We start from the raw sequence: 14,257 nt of genomic DNA, 5'->3' as shown, positions 1-14,257 counted from the left end.
GCCCCACACCCCAAGACGCGCCCGGGGCATCGTCACCCAGTTCCCCGCCGTCCTTCTCCCCCCCCCCCCCCCCCCTTGGGGGGGGGGGGGGCCGCCCCCCCCCCCCCCCCCCCCCCACGACAACTTGCGCCGAGACCAGGCCGTGGAACACCGGGTGGGTCTTCCACCGGACCTCGCCCACCCGGCACCCGCCGCTCAGGAGCTTCGCCAGCGCGCCGAGCGCGATCTCGCCCTCGGCCAGCGCGACGCCGGAGCCCGGGCAGGCGTGCCGCCCGAGGCCGAACGGCAGGCCGTCGGCCAGTGAGACGGCCACCGGCCCGTCCGGGCCGAAGCGCAGGACGTACCGGGCCGGGCAGACCGTGGTGACCAGGTCACGCACACCGCGCGGGCGCGAAGAGGCCAGTTCCAGCCCGGCGCAGGCCAGGAAGTTCAGCGAGTTCTCGTAGGCCGCGTGCGCCAGGACCACCGGGTTGATGGCGAGCTCGTCGTCGTCGATCCGCCCGGCCGCGTGCGCCTCCCGCAACGCCGTCAGCCCGCCCGGCCCGGCGGTGGCCCGGCCGAGCTGCACCGACAGCCGGAACGCCGACGCCTGGGCCGCCCGGTCGCCGCCGCCGAGGACGTCGAGGTTCGCCGTCGTCCGCTCCAGGTGGTCCAGGAAGACGTCGTCGAGCGCGACCCCCAGCACCGCCGCCGTGACGGCGCCCGCGATCGGCCGGGCGAAGTCGCGCACGAGGTCGAACGACGTCCCGAGCTCGCTCACGACCGTCTCGATGGACGCGCGCAGCGACTCCGGCAGCGGCTCGAGCCCGGCGATGATCTCCCGCAGGACCCCGCGCACGCGTGTGTGGCCTTCGCCGTCGCGCAGCAGGACGCTCGGTGAGCCGCCGCCGGGGTCGGAGGTCAGGTCCGGGGAACGCAGGGCGTGCACACACGCGTCGCGGCCGGAGACCACCCGGATCCCGTGCCGCTCGAACTCGTCCATCGCCTGCCCACGGTAGGGCAGGATGGGGCCGTGCCGCCCGCAGACGTCCCGGACGAGGTCCTGAGCACGCCGTTCACGGCCCACCTGCTCCGCAACGCGGCCACCGACCGGCCCGCGTTCACCTGCCGCACGTACCCGGGACCCGTCGACCACACGCTGAGCTGGCCGCGCCTGCTCGACCGGGTCCGCGGGGTCGCCCGCGAGCTGCGGCGCACGACCCGGCCCGGCGACCGGGTGGCGATCGTCGCCCGCCAGGACCTGGACTACGTCGTCGCGTTCCTCGGCACGCTCTACGCCGGGCGCGTCGCCGTGCCGCTTTCGGTCCCGACCGGGCGGACCGGCCGCGCGCGGATCGAGTCGGCCTTCGCGGACGCCACTCCGGCGGCCTGCCTGACCTCGAAGAACCTGCTGGACAAGGTCCCGCCGGGCCTCGCACTGGCCGTCGAGGACATCGAGCCGGACACCACCGAGCCGCCCGCTGACGTGGTGATGACCGACCCGGCCTACCTGCAGTACACGTCGGGTTCCACGCGCCGCCCGGCCGGCGCGGTGATCTCGCACCGCGCCCTCGTGGCCGCCTGCTGGCAGACGACCGAGTGCTACCACGCCGACGCGTCGACCCACCTGGCCGGCTGGGTGCCGTTCTTCCACGACATGGGGCTCGTGCTGCTGATCGGCACGCCCGTCTTCCTCGGCGCGCACTCGGTGTTCTGCACACCGATGGAGTTCGTGCGCGACCCGCTGCGCTGGATCCGGCTGCTCGCCGAGCACCCCGGCGCGATCACCGCGGCGCCGAACTTCGCCTTCGACCTGGCCGCCGAGGCGGCGGGGGAGCTGGTGGACGTCGACCTTTCGCACGTCAACGCGGTGCTCAACGGCAGCGAGCCGATCCGCGCGGCCAGCCTCGACGCCTTCCACCGCGCCTTCGCGCCGTTCGGATTGCCGCGGGCCGCCCTCAAGCCGTGTTACGGGCTGGCCGAGGCGACGGTGTTCGTCGCGAGCGCGGGGGACGAGGGCCCGACCGTCACGAAGTTCGGCCACAGCGAGCTGGTCTCGGTGGGCCGCCCGTACGGCCAGCGCGTCCGCATTGTCGACAAAGAGATCTGGGTGTCCGGTCCCAACGTCGCCGACGGGTACTGGGGCCGGCCGGACCGCGGCGAGACCTTCACCGAGGACGGCTGGCTCCGCACCGGCGACCTCGGCTTCGTCCACGACGGCCTGCTCTACGTCACCGGCCGCCGCAAGGACCTGATCATCGTCGACGGCCGCAACCACTACCCGCAGGACATCGAGGCGACCGTCGAGGCCGCCCACCCGGCGGTCCGCGCGGGCCGGGTCGCCGCGTTCGCCGTCGAAGACGGCCACGGCGAGGGTGTCGCCGTGGTGGCCGGGTGTGCCACGCCGGACGACGAGGCGGTCGCGACGGCCGTGCGGCGCGCGGTGTCGGCGGGCCACGACCTGCCGCTGCGCGCCCTGTGGCTGGTCCGGCCCGGCGCGGTGCCGCGGACCTCCAGCGGCAAGGTGTCCCGCGCCGCCGCCCGCGACCGCTGGTGGGGCGAGAATGGGCGCCATGGATGACGCCGCCCTCGCCGAGGAGATCCGGAAGATCGTCGGCACCGCCCTGCAGCTCGAGCCCGGGCAGCTGACCGACACCACGCCGTTCGACGACATCGGCATGACGTCCCGGCAGCGCGTCCAGCTGCTCGCGCGGGTCGAGGTGCGCTTCGGCGTCTCGGTCGACCTGGACGAGCTCGACCGGCTCGTCGACGTCCGCGGGGTCGCCGAAGTGGTTTCCGAGTCGATCGCGGCGCAGCGCCCCACCGGGTGAGTGCACTTCGCCGAAGCCCAGGTCGGGCGGGCGGCCGAACGCTAGACTCTGTGTGCATCTGCGACGGCACCGAATCGCGACCGGGTGCGTCACAGTCTTGACACCCGGAACAGGGGCCGTGGATCGAAGGGGGAAAGCCGACCATGCCAAACGGTTACGAAGCGAGTTCGGAGGCGATGACGCGGGCGCAGATCCGCCTCAACGACGCCGCCGACGACCCGGCCGCGGAAGCCAAGAAGGTCGCGCCGACCGAAATCGCGCAGGCGGACTTCGGGCGCGTCCACGGTGAGGGCTTCCCGAAGTACAAGTCCGGGATCGACGAGATCGGCGCCGGCATGACCGGGCTGTCGAACGCGCTCATGAACCTCGGCAGCGGCATCGGCACCGCCGGTTCGAAGTACACCGCTCAGGAGCAGAACGCCAGCTCGACGGCGACGTCGGCGGGGAGCAAGTAATGGCCGACTGGGCGGAAATCAAGAAGGTCCTCGACGACCCGAACGTCTCCATGGCGACGAAGCAAGAGCTCATGGAGGAGTACGACCGCAACACCTTCAACTTCAACGACGAAGAAGAAAGGTACGCGAAGGAGTACATCGAGGGTTACTCCGACGGCGACAACGACGGTTACCGCGTTCTCGAGAACGACGACACCGACGAGATCGTCGCCCGCGCGAAGCAGGAATCGGCCGCCAAGGGCCAGGAACAGCAGCGCGAGACCAATCGCAAGAACGACGCGAAGAAGAACCTCGACGGAATCGCCACGCCGACGCTGGGGGCCGGCGCGAAGAGCTCCGACGAAATGCTCGACCAGGGCAACGTCACCGTCGACTTCCTGGTGCTGTGGACCAACGACATCTGGAACAAGATCAAGGGCGGCACCGGCCAGCTCGACGCGCAGAAGGACCTCAAGGACAAGTTCCACGAGAACCGCGGGATCCAGTTCCAGAAGTTCCTCACCGAGGCCGACGACCTCGGCAAGGCGCACAAGGTCGTCGAGGACACGCTGACCAAGAGCGACACCGAGCTCCAGACCCTCTTCGGGGAGTGGAAGGGCAAGGGCGCGAACGCGGCCGAGATCAAGTACGACGAGACGATCAAGCCGCACGCCAAGGAGCTGTCGCAGCAGATCGACGGCGCCGCGAAGCTGATCCCGGAGACCGTGACGCACGTCTACGACGCCGTCAAGAAGAAGGTCGACGAGGTCCTCGCGCTGCACCGCACGACGATCGCGCAGGCCGACATCACCATGGCGCGCGACGTCCTCAAGATCGCGAACGGCGAGACCGAAGAGTTCGACGACTTCATGAAGGTCGCCGGCTGGGTCGACGCGGTGAACGCGAAGAACGGCAACCAGACCAACCTCGCCGAGCGCCTGCAGAACGACGACTGCGGCTTCAACGACGAGAACAAGGACTACGGCCGCCAGGTCTGCCGCTACTGGCGCGACGGCGCGTTCACGACCGAGTTCCAGAGCCTGATCAAGGCGTTCGACGGCTCCTGCAAGTCCGCCAAGGACACGATCGACCAGCAGTTCGGCGCGCTCGCGCGGTTCATGGACGGCTACCGCAACCAGCTGACCGAGGCCAAGAGCGACGGCAAGGGCGGCGACGACACCGGCGGCGGTGACACGCACAACGGTAACGGCGGCGACACCGGCGGCGGCGGGTCCACCGGGGGCGGCGGCTCGACCGGCGGCGGGGGCAGCACGGGCGGCGGCGGGGCCACGACGCCGTCGGCGACCGCGGAGCCGCCCAAGGCCGAGGACCCGGCGAAGCCCGAGGACCCGGCGAAGCCCGAGGACGGCAAGAACCCGATCACCGGGCAGCCCCTCGAGGTCGACCCGGACACCGGCAAGCCGTACCCGATCGACCCGACGACCGGCGAGGCCATCAAGGACACCGACGACACCGACACCGTGTCGGTGAAGAAGGGTGACAACACGATCGAGATGTCCGAGCCCGACAAGGAGGGCAAGCAGGACATCTCCGTGGACGACGGCCACGGCAACAAGAAGGACTACCACCTCGACTGGGGTGACGACGACAAGGCCGACGCGGCCAAGGACGCCGACGGAAAGGGCGCCGACGCCGCCAAGGACGGCAGCTTCGGCCCGCAGGGCAGCCAGCAGCCGGGCAAGGACGGGCAGCCCTCGGCCGACGGCTCCTACAAGCCGGGCCCCGACGGCAAGATCCACATCAAGGACGGCAACCTCGAGATCACGGCCGAGCGGCCGGAGGGCCCGGACGGCCCGACGGTCGTCACCGTCGACGACGGCAAGGGCGAGCCGACGACGTACACGCTCGACGAGAAGGACGACCCGAAGGCCGGCGACCTGAAGAACGACCCGACACCGGGCACCGGGTCGGAGGGCTCCTCGACGGGCAACGGCTCCGCCGTCCACCACGATACGGACGCCGAGTCGCCGCTGACGAAGGACCCGGCGCCGCCCAACCCGGACCCGGGCTTCACGCACAGCGAAGCCGCGTCCGCTTCGGGCGGCGGCGGTGGGTTCAGCACGCCGGGCGGCCAGGACTTCTCCGGTGACTTCGGCGGCTCCGCCGGCGCGGAACCCGCGGTCGCGACGGCCGACGCGGGCGCCGGCGGTGGCGGGGCCGGGGCCGGGGCCGACGCGACGTCGACGGCCGGCGCGAGCGACTTCGGCTCCGCGGTCACCGGCGGCGGCTCGGCGGACTTCGCCGGCGCGGTCTCGCTGGACCCGGGTTCCCAGTCGGGCGCCAGTGACGCGGCGGTCCCGATGTCCGACGGCGGCGGGCTCGGCGCGACCCCGGTCGACCCGGGCGCGCACCAGGCCGCCGCGAGCTCCGCCAGCGGGATGAGCGGCATGGGGGGCATGGGCGGGATGATGGGCGGCATGGGTGGCGCGCCGGGCGGGGGCGGCGGTGGTGACCAGCAGCGCGGGGCCAGCCAGTACCGCATCGAGGGCAACGTCTTCGAGACGAGCGGCGCGAAGGGCCGCATCAGCGGCTCGCTGGACGACGAGGGTGACCGCTCGATCCGGTACGACCGGTGACGAGGGCTGAGGAGGGCCGATGAGCAGCGCCGAAGACCGGTACCGCGCGGCGGTGTCCACGATGGACGCCGCGGCGCGGGAGCAGGACGAGCAGCGGGGGCTGCGCGAACGCCGGGTCGCCGAGGCCGAGGCGCAGGCGCGCGAGGGGCTGAAGCAGGAGATGGCCGCCGCGCAGAAGTACGCCGAGCACATGGACGAGCTCAACAAGCGCAAGCAGAGCGCGGGCGGCTGGGCCACGGAGAAGGCGCTGGCCGACAAGAACCGCGAGTCGCTGATGGAGTTCGGCGTCGAGGACGAGACCGAGCCGACGAACAGCTTCGCCGGCTATGCGGCGCCCAGCGCGGCGCCGCCCCGCCCGGAGCCAGCTCCGGAACCGCCACCGGCGCCCCCGGTCGCGGAGCAGCCGCGGCGAGGACGGCACGCGCGTCCGGTGGAGGACGAGGACGACTTCTCCAGCACGAGCTGGCTGGTCTGAGGTTCCGTCGAAAGGCCCGGCTTCGGCCGGGCCTTTCGCGTGTCAGTGGGCGGGTTCTTCTTCCCGCTCGATCGGGGCGCGCTTGACGTCCGCGTCGAGCAGGGACCGGTACTTGTCGGTGCCGGTGAGGTGGGTCAGGAAGAAGGCCGTGAACAGCGCGCGGGTGAGCCGCTGGGTGCCCCGGTGCGGCTTGCCGTGCATGACCAGCTGCGACCAGTGCTTGCCCTCGGTGACACCCAGGTGCGTCGCCTTCCCGAGGGTCCGGAGCTGGACGTCTTCGCCGCCCCAGGCATCGGTGATCGCCTCGGCGTGCGCGATCTTGGGAGCGACGAGGTCTTCCTCGGCGGCCAGGTGCAGCCCGGGCACGGTGATGAGCTTCGCCGACTCGGTGGCAGGCGGAAGCGTTTGCGCGGCGGCGATGGTGGCAACGGCCTTGATCCGCGGCGTTTCGGCCTGAGCGTCCTGCGCCGCGGCGAGGACGGCGGAGCCACCCCCGGTCGAGTGCCCGGCGAGGCCAAGCTTGGCCGGATCGACGCTGATGCCGTCCGGCCCCAGCCGCACGGTGGTGACAACGTCGAGGGTGGTGAGGAGATCGGCGGCAAGCAGCCGGTGCGACGGCAGCGGGCCGCGTTGCGTGGCCGGAGCGGCGGCAACGATGCCCCAGCTGGCGAGGTGGTGGAGAAGCTGCCGGTACCGATGGGGAGGCTGCAGCCACCCGTGCCCAAAGGCAACGGCGGGCAGCCCGAGACCGGAGCGCGGCGTGAAGACCACCCCGGGCAGCCCGACCAGGGCAAGGTCGCCCCGCAGGACCTCATGCGGACCCGGGTGCGTCAACTCCGCGAGCAGCTGCTTGGGCTTGCTGGCCATGGCCGGAACCCTACTGTGCGAGGCCAGAGCAGGCTCGTTCGCCGCCCCGGGCGAGCGAAACGGGTCGAACTCCACCCAGACCCTCCCCCACCCCGATCCGAAGCCAGAACACGGACGGCGACACCGGGTCAAGGCATCTTTCCCGCCTTGACGCGGTGCCGCCGTCCGTAGTCACAATCAGGCGTCGGGGTGGCGGGCAAAACAAGGACCCACGTGTGGGTGACACCGCATTGGTCCGGACCACCACCCGCGACATCTCCCCAGGTCAAGCCGGGTTTCCAGACCCGGTCAACCCCCCGAAAATCCCTCGTTAGGCTTGTCCGCGTGTGTGGAATCGTGGGATACGTCGGGCACCGCCCGGCTCTGGACGTCGTCCTCGGCGGGCTCCGGCGCATGGAGTACCGCGGTTACGACTCGGCCGGTGTCGCGGTGCTGGACGGCGCCGGCGAGCTGACCGTCGAGCGCAAGGCGGGCCGGCTGGCCAACCTGGAGGCCGAGCTCGACAAGGTCGGCCGGGACAGCTTCGGCGGCACCGCCGGAATGGGGCACACCCGCTGGGCCACCCACGGCGCGCCCGTCGACCGCAACTCGCACCCGCACCGCGACACTTCGCAGCGGGTCGCCGTGGTCCACAACGGCATCATCGAGAACTTCGCCACCCTCCGCGCCGAGCTCGAGGCCGACGGCGTCGAGATGGCCAGCGACACCGACAGCGAGACCGCCGCGCACCTGATCGCGCGCGCCTACGCCGACGGGGACACCAAGGGTGACTTCGTCGCGAGCGTCGCCGGGGTCTGCCGACGGCTCGAAGGCGCGTTCACGCTCGTCGTGACGCACGCCGACCACCCGGACACCATCGTCGCCGCGCGGCGGTCGTCGCCGCTGGTCGTCGGCGTGGGGGAGGGCGAGCACTTCGTCGCCTCCGACGTCTCGGCGTTCATCGAGCACACCCGCGAGGCCGTCGAGCTGGGCCAGGACCAGCTCGTCGTGATCACCCGCGAGGGCTACGAGGTCACCGACTTCCACGGCGACGCCGCCCAGGCGAAGCCGTTCACCGTCGACTGGGACCTGAGCGCCGCCGAAAAGGGCGGCCACGAGTACTTCATGCTCAAGGAGATCGAGGAGCAGCCGGAGGCGCTGGCGAACACCCTTCGCGGGCACTTCGACAACGGCCGGATCATCCTCGACGAGCAGCGCATCTCCGACCAGGACCTCCGCGACGTCGACAAGGTCTTCGTCGTCGCCTGCGGTTCGGCCTACCACTCCGGGCTGGTCGCCAAGTACGCCATCGAGCACTGGTGCCGGCTCCCGGTCGAGGTCGAGCTGGCCAGCGAGTTCCGCTACCGCGACCCGGTGCTCGACCGCGCGACGCTGGTCGTCGCCGTGTCGCAGTCCGGCGAGACGGCGGACACGCTCGAAGCCGTCCGGCACGCGCGTGAGCAGAAGGCGCGCGTCCTGGCCGTCTGCAACACCAACGGCGCGCAGATCCCGCGTGAGTCCGACGCCGTCCTCTACACCCACGCCGGGCCCGAGATCGGCGTCGCCTCGACCAAGGCGTTCCTCGCCCAGATCGCGGCGAACTACCTGGTCGGCCTGGCGCTGGCGCAGGCCCGCGGCACGAAGTACCCGGACGAGGTCGCGCGCGAGTTCGCCGAGCTCGAGGCCATGCCCGCGGCCGTCCAGAAGGTACTGTCCACTGTGGACCAGGTCCGCGACCTCGGCCGCCGCATCGCGGACTCGAAGGCGGTGCTGTTCCTCGGCCGCCACGTCGGGTTCCCGGTCGCCCTCGAAGGCGCGCTGAAGCTCAAGGAGCTCGCGTACATGCACGCCGAGGGCTTCGCGGCCGGCGAGCTCAAGCACGGCCCGATCGCGCTGATCGAAGAGGGCCTGCCGGTCGTCGTCGTGATGCCGTCGCCCAAGGGACGCGCGGTGCTGCACTCGAAGCTCGTGTCGAACATCAGCGAGATCCAGGCCCGCGGCGCCCGCACGATCGTGATCGCCGAAGAGGGTGACGAGACGGTCCGGCCGTTCGCGGACGAGCTGATCGAGATCCCCGCGGTGCCGACGCTGTTGCAGCCGCTGGTGTCCACCGTGCCGCTGCAGGTGCTGGCCGCGGAGATCGCCCGCGCCCGCGGGTACGACGTCGACAAGCCGCGTAACCTGGCGAAGTCTGTCACCGTCGAGTAACGGGAGGCCTTCGCCGTGCAGGGAATCTGGACCACGGAACGGATTCGCGAGGCGGAGGCACGGGCGTTCGCCGTCACGCCGGAAGGCGAGCTGATGCGGCGGGCGTCGTTCGGGCTCGCGGTGCAGATCGCGGACGTGCTCGAAGACCACACCGGCGGTGTCTCCGGCCGCCGGGTTGTGCTGCTCGTGGGCTCCGGCGACAACGGCGGCGACGCGTTGTGGGCGGGAGCGTTCCTGCGGCGACGCGGAGTCGCCGTCACGGCCGTCCTGCTGGGCTCGCGGGCGCACGAAGCGGGGCTCGCGGCGTTGCGCCGGGCCAAGGGGCGTGTGGTGTCCGCCGAGGACGGTCCACAGTGGATTTCCCGGGCGGACGTCGTGGTCGACGGGATCGTCGGCATCTCGGCGTCCGGTTCCCTGCGCCCGGACGCGGCACGGCTGGTTTCGCTGGTGGAAGCGCCGATCGTGGCGGTCGACCTGCCCAGCGGCGTCGACCCGGACACCGGCGCGGTCGACGGCCCGGCGGTGAAGGCGACCCGGACGGTCACGTTCGGCGCGCTCAAGCCGGTGCACGTGCTGGCGCCGTCGTGGTGCGGCGAGGTCGTGCTGGTCGACATCGGCCTCGAGCTGGCCGACCCTTCGCTGCAGCGGCTGGACATCGCCGACGTCGCCGCGGCCTGGCCGGTGCCCGGCCCCGACGACGACAAGTACAGCCAGGGCGTCGTCGGCGTCGCGGCGGGCTCGGCGACGTACCCGGGCGCGGCGGTCCTGACGGCCGGTTCGGCGGTCCGCGCGACGGCGGGGATGGTCCGGTACGCGGGCCACGCGGCGGACGTGGTCCGGGCGCAGTGGCCGGAGGTCATCGCGACGGGCACGGTCGCGGACGCCGGCCGTGTGCAGGCGTGGGCGGTCGGACCGGGCATCGGCACCGGCTCGGAGGGTCGTGACGTCGTCCGGTACGTGCTCGGCCAGGGCCTCCCGGTGTGCGCAGACGCCGACGCGACGACGATCATCGCGAAGTCACCCGAGGTCCTCGACGCGCGCGACCCGGACACCCCGCTGGTCCTGACCCCGCACGCGGGCGAGTACGAGCGGCTGATGGGCCGGAAGCCGGGCGCGGACCGGGTGACGGCGGCGCGCGAAGCGGCGAAGAAGTACAACGCGGTGGTGCTGCTGAAGGGGCACGTCACGGTGGTGGCGGCCCCGGACGGCCGCGTCGCGGTCAACAAGCCCCACGGCGCGTGGCTGGCGACCCCGGGTTCGGGCGACGTCCTGTCGGGCCTGCTCGGTTCCCTGCTGGCGGCAGGCCTGGACCCATGGCTGGCCGCGGCGACGGCGGCCCACGTGCACTCCCTGGCGGGCGCGATCGCGGCCCAGAACGCCCCGACGTCCTCCTCGGCCCTGGTCCACGCGATCCCGGAGGCGATCCGCTCGATCCGCTTCCTCGCGTCCTGAGTCCAGGAGAGAAGTTATCGAGTTGCCTGTTAACTCTGGGCGGTAAATCTGGTAAGAATGCCGTGTGAGCGGCGGCACAGCATCTGGAGACCGGAAGACCCGGCCGTCCGATGCCGTGGTCGAGCAGCGGCGGCAGGACATCCTCGACCACGTCATCGAGCAGGGCGAAGTCCGCATCGACGACCTGACGACGAAGTTCCGGGTCAGCCTGATGACCATCCACCGCGACCTCGACGACCTGGCCGAACGCCGGCTCCTGCGCAAGCTCCGCGGCAAGGTCGAGGCCTATCCGGCGCTCACCATCGAGACCGCCGCCCGCTTCCGCGACACCCTTCACCACGGCGAGAAAGAAGCGCTCGGCGAAGCCGCCGCGAACCACGTCCAACCCGGGCAGACCGTCTTCGTCGACGACTCCACCACCCTCCTGCCGCTGGTCAAGCGCCTGGCCGAGATCGACGCCCTCACCGTCGTCACCAACTCGCTGCACGCTGCGCGGCTGCTCGGCCCGAAGACCGACGTCGTCCTGGCAGGCGGGCGCTACTCGCCGGAGTACGACTCCTGCGCCGGGCCCGAGGTGCTCGGCCTGCTCGACTCCATCCGCGCCGACGTCTCGTTCGTGTCGGTCACGGCGGTCGCCGTCGGGCGGCTTTACCACCCGGATCGCGACTACGCCGAGCTCAAGAAGGCCGCGCTGAAGGTCGCCAACCGGAACGTCCTCGTGGTCGACCACTCGAAGTTCGGCCGCACCGCGACCTACGCGCACGGCGACGTCGGGGACTACGACCTGCTCATCACCGGGGAGACCACACCGACCGAGGAGATCGAGGCCGCGCTCAACGCGGGCACCACGATCGAGATCGTCGAACACGTCGAGGAGGGTCAGCCCTATGACAGCTGAGCTGGTGGCCGGCATCGATTCGTCCACGCAGTCGACCAAGGTCGTCGTGTGCGACGCGCGCACCGGCGAGATCGTCCGGAGCGGCCGCGCGCCGCACCCGGACGGCACCGAGGTCGACCCCGCCGCCTGGTGGGGCGCGTTCCAGGAGGCGACCGGCGGCCTGCTCGACGACGTCCAGGCCATCGGGGTCGGCGGCCAGCAGCACGGCATGGTCACCCTCGACGAGGACAACGAGGTCGTCCGGCCCGCGCTGCTGTGGAACGACACGCGCTCGGCGCAGTCGGCGCTCGACCTGATCACCGAGCTCGGCGGGCCGTCGGTCTGGGCCAAGTCCGTCGGCTCGGTGCCGGTCGCGAGCTTCACCGTCACGAAGCTGCGCTGGCTGGCCGACCACGAGCCGAAGCTGGCCGATCGCGTCGCCCGCGTGATGCTGCCGCACGACTGGCTGACCTGGAAGCTCACCGGCGGCGACCCGGTCACCGACCGCGGTGACGCCTCCGGCACCGGCTACTTCTCACCGTCCGACAACGCCTACCGCCTCGACGTCCTGACCCACGCCTTCGGCGGCCGGACGCCGGAGCTGCCGACCGTGCTCGGCCCGGCCGACACCGCCGGCCACACGGCGAACGGCGTGCTCGTCTCCGCCGGCACCGGCGACAACATGGCCGCCGCACTCGCGCTCGAACTCCAGCCCGGTGACGTCGTCGTGTCGCTCGGCACCAGCGGCACCGTGTTCGGCGTCGCGGAGACCGGCGCGGCCGATGCCACCGGCGAGGTCGCCGGGTTCGCCGACGCCACCGGCCGCTTCCTCCCGCTGGCCTGCACCCTCAACGCGGCCCGCGTGCTCACCTCGACCGCCGCGATGCTCGGCGCGACGCTGAGCGAGTTCGACCGGCTCGCGCTGCGGGCCGAGCCCGGCGCCGGCGGCCTCACCTTCCTGCCCTACCTGGACGGCGAGCGCACGCCGAACCTGCCGGACGCCACCGGTTCGCTGACCGGCCTGACCCGGGCGAACATGACACCGGAAAACCTCGCGCGCAGCGCCGTCGAAGGCATGCTGTGCGGCCTGGCCGCCGGTCTCGACGCCGTCCGCGCGCACGGTCTCGACGTCCGCCGCGTGCTGCTGATCGGCGGGGGCGCGCAGTCGCGGGCCGTCCAGGCGATCGCGCCGCTCGTGTTCGGCGTGCCCGTGCAGCTGCCCGAAGTCGCCGAGTACGTCGCCGTCGGCGCGGCGCGGCAGGCGGCGTGGGCCCTGGCTTCCAGTGCGGAACCCCCGTCCTGGCAGGAAAACACTCAGACGCGGCTCGAGCTGGACGAGCCGACCGAGGCGCAGCGCGCCGAGGGCCACCGGATCCAGCAGCGCCACCTCGAAGCCCGCGAAGCGGCTTACGGGGTCCGGCGGACTTTCGGAGAGGACTGACCGATGGCTTCCATCACCTACGACAAGGCGACCCGGCGTTACCCGGGTTCCGAGCGCCCCGCGGTCGACGCGCTGGACCTGGAGATCTCCGACGGTGAGTTCCTGGTGCTGGTCGGCCCGTCCGGCTGCGGCAAGTCGACCAGCCTGCGCATGCTCGCCGGCCTCGAGGACATCGACGACGGCGCCGTCTGGATCGGCGACCGCGACGTCACGCAGCTGCCGCCGCGCTCGCGCGACATCGCGATGGTGTTCCAGAACTACGCGCTGTACCCGCACATGACGGTCGCGCAGAACATGGGCTTCGCGCTGAAGATCGCCGGCCGCCCCGCGTCCGAGATCAAGCAGAAGGTGCTCGACGCCGCGAAGCTGCTGGACATCGAGCAGTACCTCGACCGCAAGCCGAAGGCGCTCTCCGGCGGTCAGCGCCAGCGCGTCGCGATGGGCCGCGCGATCGTGCGCGAGCCGCAGGTCTTCCTGATGGACGAGCCGCTGTCGAACCTCGACGCGAAGCTGCGTGTGTCGACGCGTACGCAGATCGCCGCGCTTCAGCGCCGCCTCGGCGTCACCACCGTCTACGTCACGCACGACCAGGTCGAGGCCATGACGATGGGTGACCGCGTCGCCGTGCTGTCGGACGGCCTCCTGCAGCAGTGCGACACCCCGCGCGCCCTCTACGACCGGCCCGCGAACGCCTTCGTGGCCGGGTTCATCGGCTCACCGGCCATGAACCTCGTCACAGCCAAGCTTACCGCTGACGGCGCCGAGCTGGGTGGCGGCAGCGTGGCGCTGACCCGCGAGGTCATCCAGGCCGCCGACGGCGACACGGTGACCCTCGGCTTCCGGCCCGAGTCGCTGGAAGTGGTCGGCGAGGGTGACAGCTCGATCCCGATCAAGGTCGACCTGGTCGAGGAGCTCGGCTCGGACGCCTACGTCTACGGCAAGCTCGCCGAGACCGACGCCGAGGGCACCAAGTCCAACGTCGTCGCCCGGGTCGACCCGCGCACGCCGCCCACCATGGGCGACACGCTCCACCTGCGGATCCGTCCCGACGAGCTGCACGTGTTCTCGGCCAAGTCCGGGGCGCGCCTGTCCTGACCTCCGGTCATGGGAAACTGGA

The 14,257-nt window shown here is 71.8% G+C and carries 12 protein-coding genes; 10 read left to right on the top strand and 2 right to left on the bottom strand.

Annotation, left to right across the window (positions count from 1 at the left end; all coding sequences use genetic code 11):
• The coding region (locus tag ACZ63E_RS11600; protein WP_465335933.1) for a cytochrome P450 family protein at positions 1–982 on the bottom strand (982 nt) is incomplete at its 3' end.
• A gap of 30 nt (positions 983–1,012) precedes the next feature.
• Between ACZ63E_RS11600 and ACZ63E_RS11595 the strand changes: the two genes are divergently transcribed.
• The 5 genes from ACZ63E_RS11595 (at position 1,013) to ACZ63E_RS11575 (ending at position 6,316) form a co-directional block, all read left to right on the top strand.
• Positions 1,013–2,560, top strand: a complete 1,548-nt coding sequence (locus ACZ63E_RS11595) for a fatty acyl-AMP ligase (RefSeq protein WP_465335932.1) — start codon at positions 1,013–1,015, stop codon at positions 2,558–2,560.
• The gene (locus ACZ63E_RS11590) at positions 2,553–2,810 is read left to right on the top strand and encodes an acyl carrier protein (RefSeq protein WP_465308729.1); all 258 of its coding nucleotides are present in this window, start codon (positions 2,553–2,555) and stop codon (positions 2,808–2,810) included. Before ACZ63E_RS11595 ends, ACZ63E_RS11590 begins: the two co-directional genes overlap by 8 nt.
• A gap of 143 nt (positions 2,811–2,953) precedes the next feature.
• A complete protein-coding gene (locus ACZ63E_RS11585; RefSeq protein ID WP_465335931.1) occupies positions 2,954–3,265 on the top strand; it encodes a hypothetical protein in 312 nt (103 codons plus the stop codon).
• Positions 3,265–5,841 carry a WXG100 family type VII secretion target gene (locus tag ACZ63E_RS11580; RefSeq protein ID WP_465335930.1) on the top strand — a complete coding sequence of 859 codons (2,577 nt, stop codon included), beginning with the start codon at positions 3,265–3,267 and terminating at the stop codon, positions 5,839–5,841. The genes ACZ63E_RS11585 and ACZ63E_RS11580 overlap by 1 nt, the downstream gene beginning before the upstream one ends.
• A 19-nt stretch (positions 5,842–5,860) precedes the next feature.
• A complete protein-coding gene (locus tag ACZ63E_RS11575; protein ID WP_465335929.1) occupies positions 5,861–6,316 on the top strand; it encodes a hypothetical protein in 456 nt (151 codons plus the stop codon).
• Between the two features lie 42 nt (positions 6,317–6,358).
• On the opposite strand, the gene ACZ63E_RS11570 is transcribed toward ACZ63E_RS11575, so the two are convergent.
• Positions 6,359–7,183: a dienelactone hydrolase family protein gene (locus ACZ63E_RS11570; RefSeq protein ID WP_465335928.1), complete on the bottom strand. Its 825-nt coding sequence runs from the start codon at positions 7,181–7,183 to the stop codon at positions 6,359–6,361.
• Between the two features lie 324 nt (positions 7,184–7,507).
• On the opposite strand from ACZ63E_RS11570, the gene glmS reads away from it, so the two are divergent.
• From glmS to ACZ63E_RS11545, 5 genes are all read left to right on the top strand, one after another.
• Complete coding sequence (gene glmS / locus ACZ63E_RS11565; protein WP_465335927.1) at positions 7,508–9,370, top strand: glutamine--fructose-6-phosphate transaminase (isomerizing); 1,863 nt, start codon at positions 7,508–7,510, stop codon at positions 9,368–9,370.
• A 15-nt stretch (positions 9,371–9,385) separates the two neighbouring features.
• Positions 9,386–10,822, top strand: coding sequence for an NAD(P)H-hydrate dehydratase (locus ACZ63E_RS11560; RefSeq protein WP_465335926.1), 1,437 nt, complete (start codon positions 9,386–9,388; stop codon positions 10,820–10,822).
• Between the two features lie 64 nt (positions 10,823–10,886).
• Positions 10,887–11,720, top strand: a complete 834-nt coding sequence (locus ACZ63E_RS11555; protein ID WP_465335925.1) for a DeoR/GlpR family DNA-binding transcription regulator — start codon at positions 10,887–10,889, stop codon at positions 11,718–11,720.
• Complete coding sequence (gene xylB, locus ACZ63E_RS11550) at positions 11,710–13,140, top strand: xylulokinase (protein ID WP_465335924.1); 1,431 nt, start codon at positions 11,710–11,712, stop codon at positions 13,138–13,140. Before ACZ63E_RS11555 ends, xylB begins: the two co-directional genes overlap by 11 nt.
• 3 nt (positions 13,141–13,143) lie before the next feature.
• Positions 13,144–14,235, top strand: a complete 1,092-nt coding sequence (locus ACZ63E_RS11545) for an ABC transporter ATP-binding protein (protein WP_465335923.1) — start codon at positions 13,144–13,146, stop codon at positions 14,233–14,235.
• Positions 14,236–14,257: the final 22 nt, after the last annotated feature.

The sequence above is a fragment of the Amycolatopsis sp. NPDC104819 genome, from assembly GCF_055583145.1.
Note: the sequence above shows the minus strand (reverse complement) of the source record. Positions and strands in the feature narration are given on the sequence as shown.

Coding starts and splice junctions, on each gene's coding strand:
- ACZ63E_RS11590 (WP_465308729.1), top strand. CDS start 2,553: ATGGATGACGCCGCCCTCGCCGAGGAGATCCGGAAGATCGTCGGCACC.
- ACZ63E_RS11585 (WP_465335931.1), top strand. CDS start 2,954: ATGCCAAACGGTTACGAAGCGAGTTCGGAGGCGATGACGCGGGCGCAG.
- ACZ63E_RS11580 (WP_465335930.1), top strand. CDS start 3,265: ATGGCCGACTGGGCGGAAATCAAGAAGGTCCTCGACGACCCGAACGTC.
- ACZ63E_RS11575 (WP_465335929.1), top strand. CDS start 5,861: ATGAGCAGCGCCGAAGACCGGTACCGCGCGGCGGTGTCCACGATGGAC.
- ACZ63E_RS11570 (WP_465335928.1), bottom strand. CDS start 7,183: ATGGCCAGCAAGCCCAAGCAGCTGCTCGCGGAGTTGACGCACCCGGGT.
- xylB (WP_465335924.1), top strand. CDS start 11,710: ATGACAGCTGAGCTGGTGGCCGGCATCGATTCGTCCACGCAGTCGACC.
- ACZ63E_RS11545 (WP_465335923.1), top strand. CDS start 13,144: ATGGCTTCCATCACCTACGACAAGGCGACCCGGCGTTACCCGGGTTCC.